The sequence below is a fragment of the Tardiphaga sp. genome (genome assembly GCF_028290495.1).
GTDB lineage: Bacteria > Pseudomonadota > Alphaproteobacteria > Rhizobiales > Xanthobacteraceae > Tardiphaga.
The window spans coordinates 45,732-65,543 of the sequence record NZ_JAQGJT010000019.1 but is presented as its reverse complement, the minus strand read 5'-3'; the positions used below and the strand labels follow the sequence as shown (position 1 = coordinate 65,543).

Annotated in this window: 20 protein-coding genes and 1 tRNA gene; 9 read left to right on the top strand and 12 right to left on the bottom strand. The window is 64.2% G+C overall.

The window, feature by feature from the left end:
• Nucleotides 1-45 precede the first annotated feature (45 nt).
• Nucleotides 46-1,266: a ubiquinone biosynthesis hydroxylase gene (locus tag JWQ24_RS03135; protein WP_299804227.1), complete on the top strand. Its 1,221-nt coding sequence runs from the start codon at nt 46-48 to the stop codon at nt 1,264-1,266.
• A 166-nt stretch (nt 1,267-1,432) separates the two neighbouring features.
• Here the strand turns inward: JWQ24_RS03135 and JWQ24_RS03130 are convergent, their stop codons facing one another.
• The 3 genes from JWQ24_RS03130 to trxA all read right to left on the bottom strand — a co-directional run bounded on the left by JWQ24_RS03130 (nt 1,433) and on the right by trxA (nt 3,342).
• Nucleotides 1,433-1,630: a Trm112 family protein gene (locus tag JWQ24_RS03130; RefSeq protein ID WP_299804224.1), complete on the bottom strand. Its 198-nt coding sequence runs from the start codon at nt 1,628-1,630 to the stop codon at nt 1,433-1,435.
• 87 nt (nt 1,631-1,717) lie between these two features.
• Nucleotides 1,718-2,392 (bottom strand): LON peptidase substrate-binding domain-containing protein, encoded by a 675-nt coding sequence (locus JWQ24_RS03125; RefSeq protein WP_299804222.1) that lies wholly within the window; start codon nt 2,390-2,392, stop codon nt 1,718-1,720.
• 32 nt (nt 2,393-2,424) lie between these two features.
• Nucleotides 2,425-3,342 carry a thioredoxin gene (gene trxA, locus JWQ24_RS03120; protein WP_299804221.1) on the bottom strand — a complete coding sequence of 306 codons (918 nt, stop codon included), beginning with the start codon at nt 3,340-3,342 and terminating at the stop codon, nt 2,425-2,427.
• A 317-nt stretch (nt 3,343-3,659) separates the two neighbouring features.
• Between trxA and JWQ24_RS03115 the strand changes: the two genes are divergently transcribed.
• The 5 genes from JWQ24_RS03115 to JWQ24_RS03095 all read left to right on the top strand — a co-directional run bounded on the left by JWQ24_RS03115 (nt 3,660) and on the right by JWQ24_RS03095 (nt 7,560).
• A tRNA-Gly gene (locus tag JWQ24_RS03115) sits at nt 3,660-3,734 on the top strand.
• A gap of 140 nt (nt 3,735-3,874) precedes the next feature.
• Nucleotides 3,875-4,321 (top strand): hypothetical protein, encoded by a 447-nt coding sequence (locus JWQ24_RS03110; protein ID WP_299804219.1) that lies wholly within the window; start codon nt 3,875-3,877, stop codon nt 4,319-4,321.
• Nucleotides 4,318-5,256, top strand: a complete 939-nt coding sequence (locus JWQ24_RS03105) for a DUF5996 family protein (protein ID WP_299804216.1) — start codon at nt 4,318-4,320, stop codon at nt 5,254-5,256. Before JWQ24_RS03110 ends, JWQ24_RS03105 begins: the two co-directional genes overlap by 4 nt.
• A 310-nt stretch (nt 5,257-5,566) precedes the next feature.
• Complete coding sequence (locus JWQ24_RS03100) at nt 5,567-6,823, top strand: PQQ-dependent sugar dehydrogenase (RefSeq protein ID WP_299804214.1); 1,257 nt, start codon at nt 5,567-5,569, stop codon at nt 6,821-6,823.
• 158 nt (nt 6,824-6,981) lie between these two features.
• Entirely contained in the window at nt 6,982-7,560 is a 579-nt protein-coding gene (locus JWQ24_RS03095; RefSeq protein ID WP_299804212.1) for a c-type cytochrome, read from the top strand.
• A gap of 174 nt (nt 7,561-7,734) precedes the next feature.
• On the opposite strand, the gene panE is transcribed toward JWQ24_RS03095, so the two are convergent.
• From panE to JWQ24_RS03075, 4 genes are all read right to left on the bottom strand, one after another.
• Nucleotides 7,735-8,655, bottom strand: a complete 921-nt coding sequence (gene panE / locus JWQ24_RS03090; RefSeq protein WP_299804209.1) for a 2-dehydropantoate 2-reductase — start codon at nt 8,653-8,655, stop codon at nt 7,735-7,737.
• A 149-nt stretch (nt 8,656-8,804) separates the two neighbouring features.
• Nucleotides 8,805-9,542, bottom strand: a complete 738-nt coding sequence (locus JWQ24_RS03085; protein ID WP_299804206.1) for an SDR family NAD(P)-dependent oxidoreductase — start codon at nt 9,540-9,542, stop codon at nt 8,805-8,807.
• An 11-nt stretch (nt 9,543-9,553) separates the two neighbouring features.
• Nucleotides 9,554-10,168, bottom strand: coding sequence for a 2-hydroxychromene-2-carboxylate isomerase (locus tag JWQ24_RS03080; RefSeq protein ID WP_299804204.1), 615 nt, complete (start codon nt 10,166-10,168; stop codon nt 9,554-9,556).
• A gap of 69 nt (nt 10,169-10,237) precedes the next feature.
• Nucleotides 10,238-10,858, bottom strand: coding sequence for a DUF2239 family protein (locus tag JWQ24_RS03075; RefSeq protein WP_299804201.1), 621 nt, complete (start codon nt 10,856-10,858; stop codon nt 10,238-10,240).
• Nucleotides 10,859-10,985: 127 nt separating this feature from the next.
• Between JWQ24_RS03075 and JWQ24_RS03070 the strand changes: the two genes are divergently transcribed.
• Nucleotides 10,986-11,651, top strand: coding sequence for a glutathione S-transferase (locus tag JWQ24_RS03070; protein WP_299804198.1), 666 nt, complete (start codon nt 10,986-10,988; stop codon nt 11,649-11,651).
• Between the two features lies 1 nt (nt 11,652).
• Here JWQ24_RS03070 and JWQ24_RS03065 read toward each other — a convergent pair whose 3' ends face one another.
• The 3 genes from JWQ24_RS03065 to ggt all read right to left on the bottom strand — a co-directional run bounded on the left by JWQ24_RS03065 (nt 11,653) and on the right by ggt (nt 15,661).
• Nucleotides 11,653-12,552, bottom strand: coding sequence for an amidohydrolase family protein (locus JWQ24_RS03065; RefSeq protein WP_299804195.1), 900 nt, complete (start codon nt 12,550-12,552; stop codon nt 11,653-11,655).
• Nucleotides 12,539-13,843, bottom strand: coding sequence for an MFS transporter (locus JWQ24_RS03060; RefSeq protein ID WP_299804192.1), 1,305 nt, complete (start codon nt 13,841-13,843; stop codon nt 12,539-12,541). Before JWQ24_RS03060 ends, JWQ24_RS03065 begins: the two co-directional genes overlap by 14 nt.
• Before the next feature lie 69 nt (nt 13,844-13,912).
• On the bottom strand, nt 13,913-15,661 hold the full coding sequence (ggt, locus tag JWQ24_RS03055; RefSeq protein ID WP_299804189.1) for a gamma-glutamyltransferase: 1,749 nt from the start codon (nt 15,659-15,661) through the stop codon (nt 13,913-13,915).
• Nucleotides 15,662-15,763: 102 nt separating this feature from the next.
• Between ggt and JWQ24_RS03050 the strand changes: the two genes are divergently transcribed.
• Complete coding sequence (locus JWQ24_RS03050) at nt 15,764-17,164, top strand: MFS transporter (protein WP_299804186.1); 1,401 nt, start codon at nt 15,764-15,766, stop codon at nt 17,162-17,164.
• Here JWQ24_RS03050 and JWQ24_RS03045 read toward each other — a convergent pair.
• Entirely contained in the window at nt 17,161-17,727 is a 567-nt protein-coding gene (locus tag JWQ24_RS03045; protein ID WP_299804183.1) for a thermonuclease family protein, read from the bottom strand. The two genes, JWQ24_RS03050 and JWQ24_RS03045, sit on opposite strands and share 4 nt — an antisense overlap.
• 215 nt (nt 17,728-17,942) lie before the next feature.
• Nucleotides 17,943-18,182, bottom strand: a complete 240-nt coding sequence (locus JWQ24_RS03040; RefSeq protein ID WP_299804181.1) for a DUF1674 domain-containing protein — start codon at nt 18,180-18,182, stop codon at nt 17,943-17,945.
• Between the two features lie 183 nt (nt 18,183-18,365).
• Here JWQ24_RS03040 and JWQ24_RS03035 point away from each other — a divergent pair, with 183 nt between their 5' ends.
• Nucleotides 18,366-19,706 carry a transcription antitermination factor NusB gene (locus JWQ24_RS03035; RefSeq protein WP_299804180.1) on the top strand — a complete coding sequence of 447 codons (1,341 nt, stop codon included), beginning with the start codon at nt 18,366-18,368 and terminating at the stop codon, nt 19,704-19,706.
• Nucleotides 19,707-19,812 lie beyond the last annotated feature (106 nt).

Here is a 19,812-nt window from a genome sequence, read left to right as displayed (position 1 = left end):
TTTCGCCCAGCTATAAGCGCGAGGCAACAGCGGGTACGGAACATCATGGCGGCACAACGAGGCATTGTCATTGGCGGCGGCGCATTTGCCGGTCTGGCTCTGGCGCTGGCGCTGCGCCAGGGCCTTGGCGAGGGCATCCCGATCATCGTTGCCGACCCCGCGCTGGCGTCGCAGCCGAGCCGCGATCAGCGCGCCACTGCCATCGTTGCCGCATGCCGCCGCCTGTTCGAGGCAATTGGCGTGTGGGATGCCGTGTCGGCGCAGGCGCAGCCGATCCTTGACATGGTGGTGACCGACTCCAAGGTCGAAGACGCGACCCGACCGGTGTTCCTGACCTTCGCCGGCGAGGTCGAGCCGGGCACGCCGTTCGCGCACATGGTCGAGAACCGGCTCCTGATCGACGAACTGGTCGTGCGCGCCTCCGCCGCCGGCATCGACCTGCGCGCCACCCCGGTAACAACTTACAAATCCCGGCCCGACGGCATCAGCGTTACGCTCGGCGACGGCAGCGTGATCGAAGCCAGCCTTCTGGTTGCCGCCGACGGCGCGCGCTCGAAGCTGCGCGAACGCGCGGGGATCGCCACCCATGGCTGGGACTACGACCAGTCCGGCATCGTCGTCACGGTGGGCCATGAGCGCGACCATCACGGCCGCGCGGAAGAACATTTCCTGCCGGCAGGCCCGTTCGCGATCCTGCCGCTGACCGGCAATCGCTCGTCGCTGGTCTGGACCGAGAAGCGCGCCGAAGCCACGCGCATGGTCGCGCTGCCGGAGGAGGAGTTTCACGCCGAGCTCGAGCAGCGCTTCGGCCTGCATCTCGGCGAGGTCAAGGTTCTGGACAAGCCGCGCGCGTTTCCGCTCGGCTATTTCGTGGCGCGCTCCTTCATCGGCGAGCGTCTCGCTTTGATCGGCGACGCCGCCCACGTGATTCATCCGATCGCGGGGCAGGGCCTCAACATGGGCCTCAAGGACGTCGCGGCGCTGGCGGAAACCATTGTCGATGCCGCGCGGCTCGGCGTCGATTTCGGCCAGACCGACGTGCTGGAGCGCTACCAGAGCTGGCGCCGCTTCGACACCATGGCGATGGGCGTCGCCACCAACGCGCTCAACCTGCTGTTCTCGAACAAGTCGCCGGTGCTGCGCAGCATTCGCGACATCGGGTTGGGGATCGTCGATCGCCTGCCGCCGCTGAAGAGCGTATTCATCAAACAGGCCGCCGGATTATCCGGCGAAATCCCGCGGCTGCTGAAGGGCGAGGCGCTGTAGCAACGACAAACTGTCGTTCCGGGATGTAGCAGACGGCGAAGCCGGCTGACGGAGGCCCGGAAGCCCGAGATGACGATCACCATCTCCAGGTTCTCCGCCACTCCAACTGGAGTGGCGGAGGTTCGCTCGCAGCTTGCGCTGCTCGCCCCCCCGGAATGACAGAGTGTTAGTCGATCTTTCTGGCTTCTTCCGGCAGCATGATCGGGATGCCGTCGCGGATCGGGTAGGCGAGTTTGGCCTTGCGGGAGATCAGCTCCTGCCGGTCGGCGTCGAATTCCAGCGCGCCTTTGGTGAGCGGGCAGACCAGGATTTCCAGCAGCTTGCGATCGACGCTGGCTTCGGGGCGTTCGGCGGCGGTGGTCATGGCAGCTCCGGCAGGTCGACGATCAGGAAGGTAATTGTAGCAAGGGAAGGCGATGCGGCACAATTGCCGCGGGCATTGGCGCCGCTGCTATTGCAGGCCGGTTTCGCCGCTGTTGCGCTTCTTGGCGAGGTCCATCTCGGTTACCGCGATCAGGATCTCGGCGCGGGTCTTGAGGTCCGGAGCCTCCAGCATCGCCTGCTTCTCCGGCGGGCCATAGGGCGACATCATGGCGAGCGCGTTGACCAGCGCCTCGTTCGGCGCGTTCTCTATGCCGTCCCAGTCGACCTTCAGGTTATTGGCCTCGAGGAAGTCGGTCAGCACCGCCAGCAATGCCGCGCGGTCGACCTGTTCCTCGCCCTTGCGCGCCGTGAAGTCGTCGAGGAACGGGAAATAGTCGACTTTGCACTGCCGATACGCGGTCAGCACCACCAGCTCCTCCTTCACCTGGAAGCGGGCGACGCCGGTCAGTTCGAGGATGTAGCGGCCATCGCCGGATTCGGCGAGCTGGGTGATGCGGCCGACGCAGCCGACGCGGAATAACGCGGGCTTTTCCTCGTCCGGGGAATGCGACGCGTCGGGCTGGATCATGCCGATCAGCCGATGACCGTCGCGAAACGAATCGTCGATCATCGCCAGATAGCGCTGTTCGAACACGTTGAGCGGCATCTGGCCGCGCGGCAGCAGCAGCGCGCCCGGCAGCGGGAACACCGGGATCACCTCGGGGAGGTCTCCGGGCCCGCGATAATCGGCATTGATGGGCATGTCCGGTTCCGTTTCCTGCGAAGTGAAGGCTGTTACGAGAACAGGATCGTCGAGAGACGCTTGCGGCCGTCGAGCGTGGCTTCGTCGGTCGGTCCCCACGCTTCGAAAAACTGCACCAGCTGCTTGCGGGCGCCGTCCTCGTCCCACTTGCGGTCGCGCTTGACGATTTCAAGCAGGTGATTGGTTGCCTCCGCGCGCTGGTTGGCGGCATTCAGCGCAGTGGCGAGGTCGAAGCGGGCCTGATGGTCGAGCGGGTCGGCGGCGACCTTCTGTTCCAGCTCGGTGATCGGGCCGAGCGCGGCGGCCTGCTCGATCAGGTCGATCTTGGCCTGCACGGCCTTGACCACGGCGTCCTCGCGATTGGCGGCGGGCACCAGCTCCAGCGTCTGCCTGGCCTGCTCGATAGCGCCAGTCTCGACATAGCAGCGCGCCAGCCCGGCCAGCGCCGGGATCGAGGCCGCGTCGGCCGCGATGATCTCGGCATAGATGGCAGCCGCGCCGGCCGAATCGCCCTCGGCCAGCACGCCTTCGGCTTCCTGCAGCAGTTCGGCGGTGGTCGGCTCGGCGCCGGGCATGCCGGCGGTCAGCTTGTCGATGAAGGCGGTGACCTGGCTCTCCGGCACCGCGCCCATGAATCCGTCGGCCGGCTGGCCGTTCACGAAGGCGATCACGGCCGGGATCGACTGGATGCCCATCTGGCCCGGGATCTCCGGATATTCGTCGATATTCATCTTGACCAGCTTCACCTTGCCGCGGGCGGCGGTGACGGCCTTCTCGATAATCGGCGTCAGCGTCCGGCACGGGCCGCACCACGGCGCCCAGAAGTCGATCAGCACCGGCTGGCGCTTGGATTCCTCGATCACGTCCTTGACGAAGGTCTGCGTGGTCGTTTCCTTGATGAGATCGCCCGCTGCCTGCGGTGCTGCGCCGCTTTGTTCCAGAATGGTCACGTGAACCTCACCTGATGTCGAAATGTTTGAAAAAATTTGTGCCGCGTCCGTCCGGCGTGATGCTTAAATGGCGCTCGTGGCAGCAATTTGCAATCGGGCGAAATCGCCGCAAACGCGTCGATGGTGTCGCAACGGTGCGGTTTTGCCGTTTTCGGGGCGATTCGCGGTCGATTCGGCGCCGCGAGCGGGGTTAATGGCGATTAACCCCGTAATTCCCCGGGGAAGTCTTTGGTGAAGTCTTGCTGTTGCATTCGGCTCCGGCATTTGGCATAGGTCTGCGCGTTGGCGGCGCGCAAGCGGCGCCCTACTTCTCGGATGCGGGTGTAGCTCAGTGGTAGAGCACGACCTTGCCAAGGTCGGGGTCGAGGGTTCGAATCCCTTCGCCCGCTCCAGAATTTCTTGGCTCTATGTTTGGCACTTCGATGACAGGCCGCCGCAAGGCGGCCTTGTCGTATCTGGGGTGCAAGCGCTCGCTTGAAATCGCCGGGCGTTGGGCAGACAATCCCGGCGCTCACTGGGTGCGGGACTGACGATGCCGGCTAAAACGGATTCCAACCTCGAAATCGCCAGGCGTGCCAATGACGAGGCGCGCGCCGACTTTGCTACCTGGTTGATGATGGCCAAGCTCAACAGCATCGACGCGCTGCCGCAGGAATCGCAAGGCTTCTTCGCCGGCTATCGTGCGCTGGCCGCGCGCGGCAAGTCGTCCGAGGCGACCGCAGCCGAGACCACCATACAGCTCGTGTACCGGAGCTATTATTCCCGCATGGGCGGCACCGGCACGGCCCCCATCATCAAGACCGCGCCGAAAGCCCGAATCATGTCTGACAACCTTGGCGGCGACAACGTCACGCCGTTCCGCAAGATCAAGCCGACCCCGCCGCCGCGCGAAAAGAAGAAGCTGCCCGTGGCGCTGATCTTCATCGGTTTGGTCGCCCTGGCGGTGCTGTACAATTATCTCACCAAGGGGACGCTTTGAGCGCAGCCGCATGGCCTGAGCTGAATTATCCGGCTTGGCGCGAAAGCGCCGAGACGCTGCAGCTATGGACTCAGATAGTAGGCAAGATACGGCTGTCGAAAACATCGTGGCTCAATCACTCCTGGCATGTCGTGCTCTATGTGACGACGCGCGGGCTGACGACGTCGTCGATCCCTGACGGCGCCGGAAGCTTCGAGATCGCATTCGACTTCATTGATCACGTGCTGCGCATCGACACCTCCGACGGCGCGCGCCGGCAACTGCCGTTGCGGCCGCAATCGGTAGCTAGCTTCTATGCCGAACTGCAGGTGGCGCTCGCCGAACTCGGTATCGCCGTCGAGATCGATGACCTGCCGAACGAAGTCGCCGCGCCGATCCGGTTCAGCGAGGATCACAGCCACGCCAGCTATGATGCCGACGCCGTCGGCCGCTTCGGACAGTTGCTGCGGCAGGCCGACCGGGTGTTCAAACAATTCCGCACCGGCTTTCTCGGCAAGGCCAGTCCGGTACATTTCTTCTGGGGCAGCTTCGATTTCGCGGTGACGCGCTTCTCCGGACGCCCTGCCCCGCCGCATCCCGGCGGCGTGCCGCATTTGTCCGATGCCGTCGCGCGCGAGGCCTATTCGCACGAAGTGAGCAGCGCCGGCTTCTGGCCCGGCGGCGGCGCGATCGATTATCCCGCGTTCTATTCCTACGCCTATCCCGCCCCCGAGGGCTTTGCCGACGCGCGCGTGCAGCCGGAAGCCGCGTTCTTCAGCAAGGAGCTCGGCGAATTCATTCTGCCGTATGACGCTGTACGAACCGCCGCCGATCCGGACGCCGTGCTGCTGCAGTTCCTGCAAAGCACCTATGAGGCCGCGGCTACTCTGGCGAAGTGGGATCGCGCCGCGCTGGAATGCACGATGGGAGAACCCGGACGGCCGCGCCCATCGTAGTTCCACTCGCGATATCTGCTGCGCGCCGCCCGAGGGTTCCTGCCTGACTTCGCCAAGATTTGCCAAGACATGGATCGATGGCTGTGTGTGCGCGCCTGACTCGTACCAGCGGATGCGATGAGAAGCTATCCGTTGTCGCAATGCAGCGGATGGCCGCACTATCACTTTGCGTTGCACGCCCTACGCAGCACTTGGCGCGGCAAAAACATGTGGTAGCATTTGACGTCTGCTCAACCGCCGACCAATAAAATCGTCTCGTAGGTTCAAACAAGACATCGCAGCCGCAACGAGCTGCACAGGGAGTGACACGATGACATCGATGTTTCGTCGATCCGTGCTCGCATGCGCCACCGTCCTCGCCATCGCCGGGATAGGTCACGCCAGCGCTCAGGAAAAGCTCAAGAGCTACAAATCCGACACCAAGGACTTCTGGACCAACCCGCCCGATGACTGGTTCCTCGGCGATGAGACCGAAGCCCAGAAGGGGCTGGCGCCGCCGTCCGGGCCGCCGACCGGCGCGTCCGACGCCGAACTTGCGGCGATGATGAAGAAGATCAAACTTCCGGAAGGATTCAAGATCGAGGTCTATGCCTCCGGCGTGCTCGCGGCGCGGCAGATGGCGTGGGGCGATAACGGCACGCTGTTCGTCGGCTCGTTCGGTCTCGGCAACGTCTATGCGATCACCGACAAGGGCGGCAAGAAAGAGGTCAAGACCGTCATCAAGGGCTTGAAGATGCCGACCGGCATCGCTTTCCAGGGCGGCGCGCTCTACGTCATCGATATCGACAAGCTGATCCGTTACGACAACGCCGAAGCCAATCTCGACAAGCTTGGCGCCGGCAAGGTGGTGTATGACGACATGCCGTCTTACGCCGCGCATGGCTGGAAGTATCTGGCGCCGGACAAGGACGGCTGGTTCTACGTGCCGTTCGGACCTCCCTTCAACATCGGCATCCCGCCGACGTCGCTTTCGCAGATCCGCCGCGTCGATCCGAAGACCGGCAATGCGGAAATCGTGGCGCTCGGCGTTCGCAACAGCGTCGGCGGCGACGTCGATCCGCGCACCGGCAAGTACTGGTTCACCGAGAATGCCCGCGACTGGATCAGCGACGACATGCCGAGCGACAAGCTCAACATGATCTCGAAGCTTGGCGAGCATTTCGGCTATCCGCATTGTCATCAGGGCGACATGCCGGATCCGAAGTTCGCGATGGGGCACCAGTGCTCGGAGTTCACGCCGCCGGTGTTGAACCTCGGCGCGCATGTCGCTCCCTTGGGGATGAAGTTCTATACCGGCGATCAATTCCCCGCCGCCTACAAAAACAACATCTTCATCGCCGAGCACGGTTCCTGGAACCGGCATAAGTACCAGGGTGCACGCATCAAGCGCGTGATCGCCGGTCCCGACGGCAAGAACGCCAGGCAGGAGATCTTTGCGTCCGGCTGGATCGAGGGTGACCAGGGCTATCTTGGTCGTCCCGCCGATATCGTGCTGGCCAAGGATGGCTCGTTGCTGGTGGCCGACGACTGGGCGGGTGCGGTGTACCGCATCAGCTACAGCAAGTAAGGCTGCGCACGTGACGTCGGAGAGGCGGCGCACTGCTCTCTCCACGTCATTGCGAGCGTAGCGAAGCAATCCAGTGCTTTCTTCACCTGTCGCCTGGATTGCTTCGTCGCTCTGCGCCTCGCAATGAAGGCCGATGGGTCGGAAATGGAATGCGTATGATGAGATTGCTGTCTGCCGTCGCACTCTGTTTCTTATTTTCGAGTGTGCCGGCGTCGCACGCCGCCGACCTAGCCGCCGGCAAGGAGAAGGCCGAACTTTGCAGTGGCTGTCACGGCGAGAACGGCAATTCGCAGATCGAGAATATTCCGTCGCTGGCGGCGCAGCCCGACGCGTTCATCCAGTGGCAGCTGGTGTTTTTCCGCAGTGGCACACGGAAGAACGAGCAGATGCAGCCGGTCGTGGAGCCCCTGACGAATGACGACATCCGCAATCTCGCGGCGTATTTTGCGTCGCTGCCGCCGCCGCCAAAAAAGCCGGATGACAACCCCGATCTCTCGGCAAAGGGCGCGCAGGCCGCCGTCGGCCGGCGTTGCGCGTCATGCCACGGAGAATCCTTTGCCGGCACCAAGGCGGTGGCGCGCATCGCCGGCCAGCGCGAGGAATATCTCGTCAAGGCGCTGCACGATTACAAGTCCAGCGCCCGCTCCGGCGGCGGCATGGCCGCGATGGCCGATGTCGCCTTTCCGTTGAGCGAAGAGGAAATCACCGCAATGGCGCATTACTTCGCGCATCTGTGAGCTTCGCCAAGCGCTGTCGTCCCGGACAAGTGAGCAAAGCGAACGCCGATCCGGGACCCATACACGCTGGAAAATGTGCTGCGCGGTTGCCGCCTCTGACTAACCATTGCGGACGGAGGTTATGGGGCCCGGCTTGCGCTTGCGCTGATGCGCGAGCTTGCCGGGACGACCACGCTACGCGCGCGCGTTCTCATACGTCTTGAGGTGCGTATAGATTACCCGCAGCTTCGGCACCGGCATTTTGGCGGCGTCGGCGCGGGCGATCAGGTCGCCGATGATCTGGTCGGCCTCGATCGGTGCGCCGATCAAAATGTCGCGGAACATCGAAGCGGTGAGCTTGGAGCCCACTGCAGTCAGCATGCCTACGGTGCGTTCGAGAAACGCGGCGCGCGGCGCAAAGCCGTTGGCAGATGCCACCGAGGCGCATTCGTCGCGGACGCCGAGGATGAAATCACGGCCGTCGGGGGCTGCAATGATATCGCCTATGGCCGCGCGCATCACGCTGGTGGCGCCTGCGATGGTCGCCAGGAATACCCACTTCTCCCACATGTCATGCAGGATGGTGGTGCTGGGCTTGCCGTCGAAATTTCCGGACGCCATGACGGCGGCGAGTTTCTGTAACCGCGCCGACATTGAGCCGTTGCGCTCGCCGAAGCTCAGCGCCTGCATCGGCGTCATCTGCACCACCTCGCGCTGCGCGTTCAGCGTCGCGGCGATCTGGCACTGACCGCCCATCACATGGGCTGCGCCGAACTTCTGCTCCAGCACGTCGAGGTGCCGCATGCCGTTGAGCATCGGGATAATCGCGGTGTCGGGTCCGACCGCGGGCGCGAACGACGCGATGGCGTCGTCGAGATCGAACGCCTTGCAGCTCAGCAGCACGGCATCGAATTTTTCCGTGAACGCGCCGGCCTGCAGCGTCGGCGGATTCTTCAGCGTGATATCGCCATGCGGGCTCTTGATTACCAGACCTGCGCCGGCCAGTTCGGCAGCGCGCTTTGCTCGCACCAGGAAAGTGACGTCATTGCCAGCCTGCAGCAGCCTGCCGCCGAAGTATCCGCCGATCGCACCGGCGCCGACCACGAGAATACGCATGGGTAATGTCCTTGATGGTTAGTTGAAACGATCTTGGCTACGCCCTCATCCCGAGGAGCGGCCACTTGGCCGCGTCTCGAGGGACGCGGGATGAACATCCTCATGGTTCGAGACGGCGCAAGGGCGCCTCCTCACCATGAGGGCATGCACTACCACTTCTCCCCGAACGGGCGAATTTCCAGCTCGAATGTCCAGGCGCTGCGCGGCTGCTGGTAGAGCTGCCAGTAGGATGCGGCGACCGAGGCCGGCGGCATCAGCAGGTCGGGATTGTCGAGCGCCTCCTTGCCCCACATCGCCTCGCGGCGCTCGCGCACCCAGGCGGTATCGACGCCGGAATCGATGATCAGATGCGCGACGTGAATGTTCTTCGGCCCGAGCTCGCGGGCTATCGATTGGGCGATCGCACGCAGCCCGAACTTGGCGGCGGCGAAAGCGGCAAATCCCGAGCCGCCACGCAGACTGGCGGTGGCGCCGGTGAAGAAGATATTGCCCTGCCCGCGCGCCAGCATCAGCCGCGCCGCCTCGCGCCCGGCGAGGAAGCCGGAATAGCACGCCATCTCCCAGACTTTGCGGAATACCCGCTCGGTGGTCTCCAGGATCGGGAAATTGACGTTGGCGCCGATGTTGAAGATGCAGACTTCGAGCGGCGCGTGCGCATCGGCGTCGTTCAGGAAGGCGGTGACCTCCTCCTCCTTGCGCGCATCCAGCGAGCGCGCCACGATGGTGCCGCCCATCGCCTCGATCTCCGCGACCAGAGGCGCCAGCTTGTCGCCATTGCGGCGACCGGCGAACACCGTGAAACCTTCGGCGGCAAATTTTTTGGCGATCTCCGAGCCGATGAAATCGCCGGCGCCGATCACAGCGACCGTGGCGTTGCGTTTTTGCACGGGGTGCTCCGTCATTTGCCGGCGCCGGAAAACAGATCCTCGATCTCGCGGAGCTGTTCCTTGCCGTAATACATTTCGTTGCCGACGAAGAAAGTGGGAGAGCCGAACGCGCCGCGCTCAACGGCGTCCTGCGTGTTGACGACGAGTTTCGCTTTCACCTCCGGCTCCTGCGCGCGCGTGAACAATCTGGCGGCATCAATGCCCGACGAATTCAGCGCGGCAAGCGCGATCTCCGGATCGTCCATCTTTTTCGGCTCGCGCCACATGTGATGGAACGCCGCCTCGACGTACTTCTTGAACACACCTTCGATCTGCGCGGCGATCGCCGCGCGCATCAGGTTCAGCGTATTCACCGGGAAGAACGGGTTCATCACATAGGGGGCGACCTGGAAGCGCTTGACGAAGCGCTCGGTCTCCAGCGCGTGGAATTCGCGCTTGTTCTTGATGCCGGCCAGTGATTCCGCCGGCGACTTGTTGTTGGTGGCCTTGAAGATGCCGCCGAGCAGCACCGGCACGTATTCGAACTTCGCGCCGCTGCGCGCTTCGATCGCCGGGATCGCCTCATGGCTGAGGAAGGCGTTGGGGCTGCCGAAATCGAACAGGAATTGCGGGGCTGGTGCGGTCACGAAAGGCTCCCTTGAATGCCGGCAGCCTCTTCCGGGCAGCCTTATATGACAAGTGTCATTTCAAGGAGCCTATCGGCTCGATGCGGCGGGATCAACCGGCTGTCGCTGCAATGTGATGGCGGAAGTAAGCCGCAAGAGGTGCGCGCGGATATCGCCCGGCCAGTCGGCGATCAGCGCCGCAAAGCGTGCTTCATCGCCGGCAAACAGCGCGCGCGCGGCTTCCTCGAAGTGTGGCCGGTCGCCGGCCATCGCCGACATGAAATGATAGGCGGCATCGCGGGCCGCGCGAATCCGGTCGGCGTCGGCGTGAACGCGCCGGGCCTCTTCGACCAGTTTGCGTAGCGCCACCGACGCGCCGCCGGGGCGTGCATTGAGCCAGTCCCAATGCCGCGGCAGCAGCGTCACCTCGCGCGACACTACGCCGAGCTTCGGCCGGCCGCGGCCGCGCGGCGCAGTCTCCACGGCGCTTTCCAGCGGCGGCTGAGGCAGGCGGGCGACGATCTCGCGGTGGCTGCCGCGAAGGTCCAGGTCGATCGCGCGGCCTGTGCGGTCGTCGAAGATCAGAATCGGCGCGGCAATGGCGCCGCCGGATGCCATCTTCACCGCAATTGCCACCTCGGCCAGTGGTCCGGTCGCCAGCAATCGGTCGCCGGCGAATGCACTAAAGCCGATCGAAAGAGTTCTGGTCATGGTCTGCACCTGTTGTCTAATGACGGTAATAGAGATGCTTATTTATGCCCGGGTAATATTATTGTCAATAATACCCGGGTGATAATATTGCCTGCCGAAACGCCCTTCCCCGAACCTGAGGACCGCCATGCTCACTGTCCATCACCTCAATAATTCCCGTTCGCAGCGGGTGCTGTGGCTGCTCGAAGAGCTAGGCGTGCCCTATGAGATCGTTCGCTACCAGCGTCTGCCGACCATGCTGGCGCCGCCGGAATTGCGCGCGATCCATCCGCTCGGCAAGTCGCCGGTCATCACCGACAACGGCAACACCATCGCCGAGTCCGGCGCCATCATCGAATATATCGTCGGCACTTACGGCGAAGGCCGGCTGATCCCGCCGGTGGGCACGCCGGAGCGGCTGCGCTTCACCTATTGGCTGCATTACGCCGAAGGCTCGGCGATGCCGCCGCTGCTGATGAAGCTGATCTTTGGTTTCATGCCGAAGCGTGCGCCGCTGCTGCTGCGTCCGCTGGTCAAGGCGATCTCGGCCAAGGCGCTGGATACGATGGTCAATCCGCAGCTCAAGCAGCACATGGCATTTTGGGAAGGCGAGCTCGGCAAGAGCGAATGGTTCGCGGGCGGGGATTTCACCGCGGCGGACATTCAGATGAGCTTCCCGCTGGAAGCTGCCGCCGGCCGCGCGGGGCTTGCACAGGGGCATCCGAAGGCGATGGCATTTCTGGCGAAGATCCACGCCCGGCCCGCCTACCAGCGTGCGCTGGAAAAAGGCGGGCCGTACTCGGTGGGCCGCTAGTTCAGACGGCTGGAAAACCGAACAGTTTTTGCGGATTGGTGGTGAGGATGCGGTTGCGAACCGCTTCGTCAGGCACCCAGTCTGCGAGCAGGTCGAGCAGTTCGTTTACACCCATCATGACGTCCCAGTTGGCGACATGCGGCCAGTCGGATCCCCAGACGCAACGGTCCGGATTGGCTTCGACCAGCAGCCGCGCGAAGGGGATCGTGTCGCTGTAGGGCGGCCGGCCTTCGACGCTGGTGCGATAGGCGCCGGACAGACGCACCCATGCGCCGTCACGCACCACGCCGAGCAGGGCCTGGAAGCCCTGATCGTCCACGCCACGCGAGGTTGGGAAGTGACCCATGTGGTCGATCAGGAACGGCACCGGCAGCTTCGCAAAGCGCGACGCCAGCGGCGGGATGTCCTTGGCATCGATCAGGAACTGGAGATGCCAGCCCATCTCGCGACAAAGCGCTGCGTAGTCTTCCAGCTGCGAGAAGCCCACGCCGCCGCCGTACAGCACGTTGATGCGCAGGCCGACTACGCCGGCCTCCTTCAGCGCTGCCTTGTCCTTCTCCGGACAATCCAGCGGAATCACGGCGATGCCGCGCAGCCGCTGCCGGTTGGCGCTGAGCGCGTCGACCAGCAGGCGGTTGTCGGTGCCGTGCACGCTGACTTGCGTCAGCACGCCGTAGGTCGCGCCGGTGGCGTCCAGCATCGACAGATAGGACGCTGCCGTCGCTTCCGGCGGCGTGTAGCTGCGTTCGGCCACGAACGGATATTCCGGCGGCAGGCCGATGACATGGGCGTGGGTATCGACGGCGCCGCGCGGCACGGTGAACCGTGTCGCGCCGCGCTGGATCGGTTGCGGCCCCGGGCAAGCCCGGGGTTCGCCGTGGGATGAATCAGGCGTCTGCATAAAGAATACGTCCGCGCGTTTCAGGCAGCGCAAACGCTGCAATGAAGAACAGGCCGTAGGCCAGCACCGCGAAGATGGCGATGGCATTGCCGAGGCTGGTGGTGGTGGACAGGGCGCCGACCAGGAACGGGAACAGCGCACCGACGCCGCGGCCGAAATTGTAGCAGAAGCCCTGGCCCGAGCCACGCAGACGGGTCGGATAGAGCTCGGTCAGGAACGCGCCCATGCCCGAGAAGTAGCCCGAGGCGAAGAAGCCGAGCGGGAAGCCCAGGACCCACAGCATTTCGTTGGTCAGCGGCACCTGCGTGTAGACCAGGATCACGGCGATGGCGCCGAGCGAGAAGGTCAGGAACAGGTTGCGCCGGCCGATACGATCGGCGAGCCAGGCACCGACCAGATAGCCGACGAAGGAGCCGACGATCAGAGCGGAGAGATAGCCGGTCGACGACACGATCGACAGCTTGCGCTCGGTGGTGAGAAAGCGCGGCACCCAGAAGGTGATCGCGTAGTATCCGCCCTGACAACCGGTCGCGGCGAGCGAGGCCAGGATCGTCGTCTTCAGCATCGGGCCGGCGAAAATCTCGCTCAGCTTCGGCCGGTCGCCGGTCGCCTTCTGTCGCGCGCGGGTCTCGACGGAGATCTTCGGCTCTTCCACGTAGCGACGCAGATACAGCACCAGCAAAGCCGGCAATGCGCCGATCGCGAACATCCAGCGCCATGCGATTTCCGGCGGCAGATAGGAGAACAGGATCGCTTGCGACAGCACGGCAAGACCCCAGCCGATTGCCCAGCCGGATTGCACCGAGCCGACCGCGCGGCCGCGATACTGCGGACGGATCGCCTCGCCCATCAGCACGGCGCCTGCGGCCCACTCACCGCCGAAGCCAAGGCCGAGCAGTGCACGGGCGACCAGCAGCTGGTCGAAGTTCTGCACGAAGGCGCAGACCAGCGAGAAGAACGAGAACCACAGGATGGTGATCTGCAGGGTGCGGACGCGGCCGATGCGGTCGGCAAGATAGCCGCCGAGCCAGCCGCCGATCGCGGAGGCGAGCAGCGTGACAGTGCCGGCGAGGCCGGCGGTGCCGGGATCGACTTTCCACATCACGATGATGGTGCCGATCACCAGCGGGTAGATCATGAAGTCCATGCCGTCGAGCGCCCAGCCCGTGGCGCAGGCCCAGAACGTGCGCCGTTCCGGCTGGTTCATGTCTCGATAGAAAGCAAGAAGGCTGGTGTCTTCGATCTCTGCGCGCTCAATCGCGCCGGGATCGGCCGGTCTGTTATCGCTCATAATAATGTTTCCCCCGTAAGCTGTTGGTGGCCCTACGGCTATTGCCGGGACCTGTAGGATCAACGGACGTCAGTATCCTGATGCCTCTGCGCCACGCGTACGCGGATCAGGTGCGCCGAGCAAGCCGTCAGGTATCACGGCAATCGAATTTGCCGACGTCTGGCCCATCGGCTCGATGACCCGATGGCCCATCACTTTCAACGCCGTCAGCGTCTCCTCGGAAAATCCGCGCTCGATGCGCACCTCGTCCGGCAACCACTGGTGATGCAGGCGTGGCGCGGCAACGGCTGATGTAACGTCAAGGCGATAGTCTAGCACGTTGACGATGACTTGCAGCACGGTGGAGATGATGCGGCTGCCGCCGGGCGAGCCCGTCACCAGAACAGGATTACCGTCCTTCAGCACGATGGTTGGCGACATCGATGACAGCGGCCGCTTGCCCGGACCCGGCAGGTTGGCTTCAAAGCCGACCAGGCCGAAGGCGTTCGACGCGCCGGGCGCGGCGGTGAAATCGTCAAGCTCGTTATTGAGCAGCACGCCGGTGCCCTCGGCGACGAGGCCGACGCCGTAGGGAAAGTTCAATGTGTAGGTGTTGCTCACCGCATTGCCGGCGGCATCGACCACCGAATAATGCGTGGTGTTGCTGCCTTCGCGCGGCGGCACCGCGGACAGCGCATCGGTCCACGGCGTCGCGTGCGCAAGGTCGATCGAGGCACGCTGCTTTGCGGCGTAGTCCTTCGACAGCAGCGTGATGATCGGCGCGTTGACGAAGGCGGGATCGCCGAGATAGCGCGCGCGGTCGGCGTAAGCCCGCTTCATCGCCTCGATCAGGAGATGCAGCGATGGCGCGGCGCCCTGCGTCATCTCCCCCATCGGAAAGCCTTCGAGGATATTCAGCGTCTCGACCAGCACCGTGCCTCCGGACGACGGCAGCGGCATCGAGACGATGTCGTAGCCGCGGTAATGGCCACGTACCGGCGGGCGAATGACCGGCTGGTAGTTCTTCAGATCATCGATCGTAAAAATCCCGCCGGCCGCCTTGATGCCATCGACCAGCTTTTCCGCGACAGGTCCTTGATAGAAACCGCGGGGTCCCTGTGCCGCGATCGCGGACAATGTCGTCGCCAGATCGCCTTGCACGAGCGTGTCGCCGGGACGCAGCGCGGTGCCGTCGGCGCGCGTGATCATGCGTAGCGACTTCGGCCAGCGCGACAGTCGGCGGCGCCAGTCCGGCAGGGTGTCGGCCAGATCGTCCGCCAGCACGAAGCCATCGCGCGCGAGCGCAATCGCCGGCTGCAGCATGTCGGAGAGCGTGAACTTGCCGGAGCCGTATTTCTCCAGCGCCAATGCGAGGCCCGCGACCGTGCCGGGAACGCCGATGCCGAGCGCGGAGTCGCGCGACTTCGCGATGTCCGGCTGGCCGTCTGTGCCCAGGAACATATCGCGCGTCGTCGCGGCCGGGGCGGTTTCGCGGTAATCGATGGCGATGTCCTCTTGGCGGTCGGCGGAGTGGATCACCATGAAGCCGCCGCCGCCGATATTGCCGGCGCGCGGATAAGTCACCGCCATCGCAAAGCCGGTCGCCACCGCGGCATCCACGGCGTTGCCGCCGCGCGCCATCACGTCGGCGCCGACCTTTGCCGCGATCTTTTCCTGCGCGACAACCATGCCGTGTTTGGCCGCGGCCGCACGCGCGTTGCTCGCTGGCGCCGGCGTGTAGATGCTGCGCTGCTCCTGGGCGTGGGCAGTTGCGTAATCGACCACGACGAATAGTGAAGCAGCCATCAAGACGCGGCGGAAAGACATCAATCGGATCATAGGTCGCTCCTGACGGCGGCCGTCTTGATCGCGCCGCCTTGGTGAATCCTATATGCATTGCGAACGAACTGGCACAATCGTGTGATTCGCGGAGACCCCTTGATGGCCATGGCCGCCGCTGCACACGCTACCGATGAATTGCCCGCGACCTACCCGCCGCGTTCCGCGGTGGTCGGTTGGATGTTTTTCGACTGGGCTGCGCAGCCCTATTTCAGCCTGATTACCACCTTCGTGTTCGCGCCCTATTTCGCCACTCGCGTGGCGGCGGATGCGGCTTCCGGGCAATCGATGTGGGGCTTCGCTACCGCCGCAGCCGGGCTGGTGATCGCTTTGGCCTCGCCGGTGCTCGGCGCCATCGCGGATGCCAGTGGCCGCCGCAAGCCGTGGATTGCTGCATTCGGCGCGATTTTCGTGATCGGCGCCAGCATCATGTGGATCGGCAAGCCGGGAAATCCCGATGTCATCCTGCCGCTGTTGATCGCCTACGGCTTTGCGACCATCGGCGTCGAATTCGCGACTGTGTTCAATAACGCAATGATGCCGCAACTGGTGCCGCCTGACAAAATAGGCCGGCTGTCCGGCTCCGGTTGGGCGCTGGGGTATGTCGGCGGCATTCTCAGCCTGATTGTGGTGCTCGGCTTCATGGCCGCCAATCCCATCACCGGCCGTACGCTGTTCGGGCTGATACCGATCCTCGGCCTCGACCCCGCGAGTTTCGAGGGCGACCGGATTACCGGGCCGCTGAGCGGGCTGTGGTTTGTGGTCTTCGTGCTGCCGATGTTCCTGCTGACGCCGGATTTTCCCGCCAAGCTGTCCGCGCGTCGCGCGCTTCAGGAAGGACTGGGCGATCTCCGGGAGACGTTGCGCGAATTGCCGCGGCATCGCTCGATGATGGCGTTCCTGATCGCCAACATGATCTATACCGACGGTCTGGTGTCGTTGTTCGCGTTCGGCGGCATCTACGCCGCCGGCACCTTTGGCTGGAACACAATTCAGATCGGCAGCTTCGGTATCACGCTGGCGGTGGCCGGCACGATCGGCGCCTTCATCGGCGGCCGGCTCGACGATGCGCTGGGACCGAAGCGCGTGATCGCCGGCAGCATGTCGCTGCTGCTGCTCTCGATCGTTGGCATCCTGATGATCGACAAGACCACGATTTTGTTCTGGAGCGTGACGCCGCCAGTGCCGGGTGGTGGATTGTTCGCGGCCCCTGCGGAGAAGGCCTATCTGCTTTTGGGATGTCTGATCGGCATGGCCGGCGGCCCGTTACAGGCGGCGTCGCGCACGCTGCTGATCCGCATGGCGCCGCAGGACCGCATCGCGCAGTTCTTTGGGCTGTTCGCGCTGACCGGCAAGGTCACGTCCTTCATCGGCCCGCTGCTGATCGGCATCGTCACCGCTGTCACTGCGAGCCAGAAGGCCGGCATGGCCGTGCTGGTGTTGTTCTTCGTGGCCGGGCTGGTGTTGCTGGCCCGGGTGCGCGAAGAGCCCGTCGAAATCTAGCTGCGCGCGCCGCACCAGCCACTGCGCCGGCCACCGGTGTAGCCGCGGGCATGGCCGCTGCCGAGCAGCGCTGCTGATACGTTCGGCGAGCGCTTCGTCGCGACATCGGCAACCACGCGGCCGGGATATTTGTCAGGTCCGATATTGTAGATCGTCACCGCGCCCTCGCGTAGCAGCGTGTTGAGCGCGTCTCCTGCTGCTTCCGCGAGCCGTATTTCCTGCGCGCATTGCCCCTTCAACTCCGGCGCGTCGATGCCGCGCAGGCGAATTCGTGTGGTGAGGTTGATGCCGGGCTCCAGGTGCACGCGTGCGGCAAAGGTGTCGCCGTCGATGCCGTAGAGGACGTCGACCGGATGCCGCCCGCTGGCGTTGCCGGTGCGTTTCACGATGGTCTCGGCGTCGCGCGCTTCCGGCGTATTCCATTCCCCGGCGGGTGGCCAGTTCACCCAGCGCTTGATCGGCAACATCGTGCCGGCGGCCATGCCCAGCACGAACACCCACGGCAATGCGGCAGAGAACCTCCTGCGCCACGGCGACGACGAATGGATGTGTGTTCGAGCCATCGTCACAGCATCAATGTGAGTCGCGGTGCGGTGCAAGCGATTGTTGTCGTCATTCCGGGGCGCGAGCAGCGAAGCTGCGAGCGAACCTCAGCCACTCCAATTGGAGTGGCGGGGAACCCCGAGATGTTCATCGTATCATATCGAGGTTCCGGGCCTGCGCCATCCGGCTTCGCCGTCTGTCTCATCCCGGAATGACAGACAGTTCTCTCTCTCTCTCAAAAATCCGATGCGATGCCCTTGCGTTCCCAGTCGCCGAATCGGGTCGGCTCGAGACCGTCGGGGCCCTGAAACTCTTTTGCCGTGGTGGCAGTATTTATGGCCGCAGCGGTGCGGCGCGCGTCAGCCTCGGCGAGTGCGCGCTGGGCGGCGGGCGACAGAATTTTTTTCGGTGCCAGCGCAGGCACGACCGCCGGAGTTGCCGGGTCGGCGGACGGTTCAAGGGGAATCTCGCTCATATCGTTTCCTGCTGCACGCTGTGCGTGGAATTATTGCGGCACTGATTTGATAAGACCAATGCGGATGATGAGTATATAAAATCGATTCTTACATTTGGCATATTCGCGTGCGAGTAAATTTTTTGCCCGATGGCGCGCGCAAGCCGGCCGCGCCGACGATGATCCTCTTTCGTGAAGTTTCCCATGTCGCAAGTCAGATACGCCCCGCCCACCGAGGTGCCCGGCCTCGCCGCGCGTCGCATTGCGGCCGATATTCTGGATGGCGTGTTGCACAAGCGCCGCACCCTCGACGATCAGCTTGAAGGCGCCGCCGCGCATCCCGGCCTGAAGGCGCTGTCCGACCGCGACCGCGCGCTGATGCGCCGGCTGGTGGCGACGATTCTGCGCCGCATGGGCACGCTCGGTCATGTGCTGTCGCGTCTGCTCGATCGTGGCGTGCCGACCGACGCGCCGCGCGCGCAGAGCGCGTTGCTGATCGGCGCCGCGCAAATTCTCTGGATGGATGTTCCTGATCACGCCGCCGTCGACCTGTCGGTGCGAATGGTACAGTCCGACCGTCGTGCAGCGAAATATGCCGGCCTCGTCAACGCCGTGCTGCGCCGCTGTGCCCGCGAGGGCCAGCCCCTGATCGACGAGGTGGCGTCGCAGACGCTCGACGTACCGGCATGGCTGATGACGCGCTGGAACGCGAATTACGGCGAAGCGACCGCGCGCGACATGGCGCTGGCGCTCGGCCATGAGCCGTCGCTCGATCTCACCGTGAAATCCGAAAACGATGCCTGGGCGACGCGGCTGCACGGCGAGGTGCTGCCGACCGGCTCGGTGCGGACCTTGCTGCAGGGCTCGGTGACCATGCTGCCCGGCTTCTCCGACGGCCAGTGGTGGGTGCAGGACGCCGCCGCCGCCTTGCCGGTGCGTTTGTTCGGCGACATCAAGGGCAAGCGCGTGCTCGACCTCTGTGCCGCGCCCGGCGGCAAGACCGCGCAACTGGCGCAGGCCGGCGCAGAGGTTACCGCGGTGGACCGTTCGCAGAACCGGATCGCCCGGTTGCGCGAAAACCTCGCCCGGCTGTCATTGCAGGCCGAGACCGTAATTTCCGACGGGGTCGAATATCCCGGCGAAGGCTTTGACGGCATTCTGCTCGACGCGCCTTGCGCCTCGACCGGTACAATTCGCCGCCATCCCGACGTGGCTTGGCTGAAGCAGGAATCCGACATCATGCTGCTGACGACGCTGCAGCGCCGGCTGCTGCAGAAGGCCGTGACCATGTTGAAGCCCGGTGGAACCCTGGTTTATTGCACCTGCTCACTGGAACCCGAAGAAGGCGAACAGGCTGTCGCCGCCCTGCTGGCCGGCGATTCCGGAATGAAACGCGCACCGGTGGACGCCAGCGAGGTCGCGGGCCTGTCGGAGATCATTAACGCCGACGGCGACCTGCGCACCCTGCCCTGCCACCTCCCCCATGCCGATCCGCGGCTGTCCGGGCTCGACGGCTTCTATGCCTCGCGGCTGGTTAAATCCTGATTCTGCAGGATTTTTCGTCGATTTAGGCGTCTTCCACAGCCGACCGGCTTATAGTGTGCGCTTGGCGCGTTTCCGGATAAAAGGATTCGCTACACTTTTAACCGTT

What these genes read in the sequence shown, in the direction of transcription:
- ggt (WP_299804189.1), bottom strand. Translation starts at nt 15,661, where the DNA reads ATGATCCGATTGATGTCTTTCCGCCGCGTCTTGATGGCTGCTTCACTA.
- JWQ24_RS03040 (WP_299804181.1), bottom strand. Translation starts at nt 18,182, where the DNA reads ATGAGCGAGATTCCCCTTGAACCGTCCGCCGACCCGGCAACTCCGGCG.
- JWQ24_RS03130 (WP_299804224.1), bottom strand. Translation starts at nt 1,630, where the DNA reads ATGACCACCGCCGCCGAACGCCCCGAAGCCAGCGTCGATCGCAAGCTG.
- panE (WP_299804209.1), bottom strand. Translation starts at nt 8,655, where the DNA reads ATGCGTATTCTCGTGGTCGGCGCCGGTGCGATCGGCGGATACTTCGGC.
- JWQ24_RS03060 (WP_299804192.1), bottom strand. Translation starts at nt 13,843, where the DNA reads ATGAGCGATAACAGACCGGCCGATCCCGGCGCGATTGAGCGCGCAGAG.
- JWQ24_RS03075 (WP_299804201.1), bottom strand. Translation starts at nt 10,858, where the DNA reads ATGACCAGAACTCTTTCGATCGGCTTTAGTGCATTCGCCGGCGACCGA.
- JWQ24_RS03110 (WP_299804219.1), top strand. Translation starts at nt 3,875, where the DNA reads ATGCCGGCTAAAACGGATTCCAACCTCGAAATCGCCAGGCGTGCCAAT.
- JWQ24_RS03035 (WP_299804180.1), top strand. Translation starts at nt 18,366, where the DNA reads ATGTCGCAAGTCAGATACGCCCCGCCCACCGAGGTGCCCGGCCTCGCC.
- JWQ24_RS03070 (WP_299804198.1), top strand. Translation starts at nt 10,986, where the DNA reads ATGCTCACTGTCCATCACCTCAATAATTCCCGTTCGCAGCGGGTGCTG.
- JWQ24_RS03050 (WP_299804186.1), top strand. Translation starts at nt 15,764, where the DNA reads ATGGCCATGGCCGCCGCTGCACACGCTACCGATGAATTGCCCGCGACC.
- JWQ24_RS03125 (WP_299804222.1), bottom strand. Translation starts at nt 2,392, where the DNA reads ATGCCCATCAATGCCGATTATCGCGGGCCCGGAGACCTCCCCGAGGTG.
- JWQ24_RS03100 (WP_299804214.1), top strand. Translation starts at nt 5,567, where the DNA reads ATGACATCGATGTTTCGTCGATCCGTGCTCGCATGCGCCACCGTCCTC.
- JWQ24_RS03095 (WP_299804212.1), top strand. Translation starts at nt 6,982, where the DNA reads ATGAGATTGCTGTCTGCCGTCGCACTCTGTTTCTTATTTTCGAGTGTG.
- JWQ24_RS03135 (WP_299804227.1), top strand. Translation starts at nt 46, where the DNA reads ATGGCGGCACAACGAGGCATTGTCATTGGCGGCGGCGCATTTGCCGGT.
- JWQ24_RS03045 (WP_299804183.1), bottom strand. Translation starts at nt 17,727, where the DNA reads ATGGCTCGAACACACATCCATTCGTCGTCGCCGTGGCGCAGGAGGTTC.
- JWQ24_RS03065 (WP_299804195.1), bottom strand. Translation starts at nt 12,552, where the DNA reads ATGCAGACGCCTGATTCATCCCACGGCGAACCCCGGGCTTGCCCGGGG.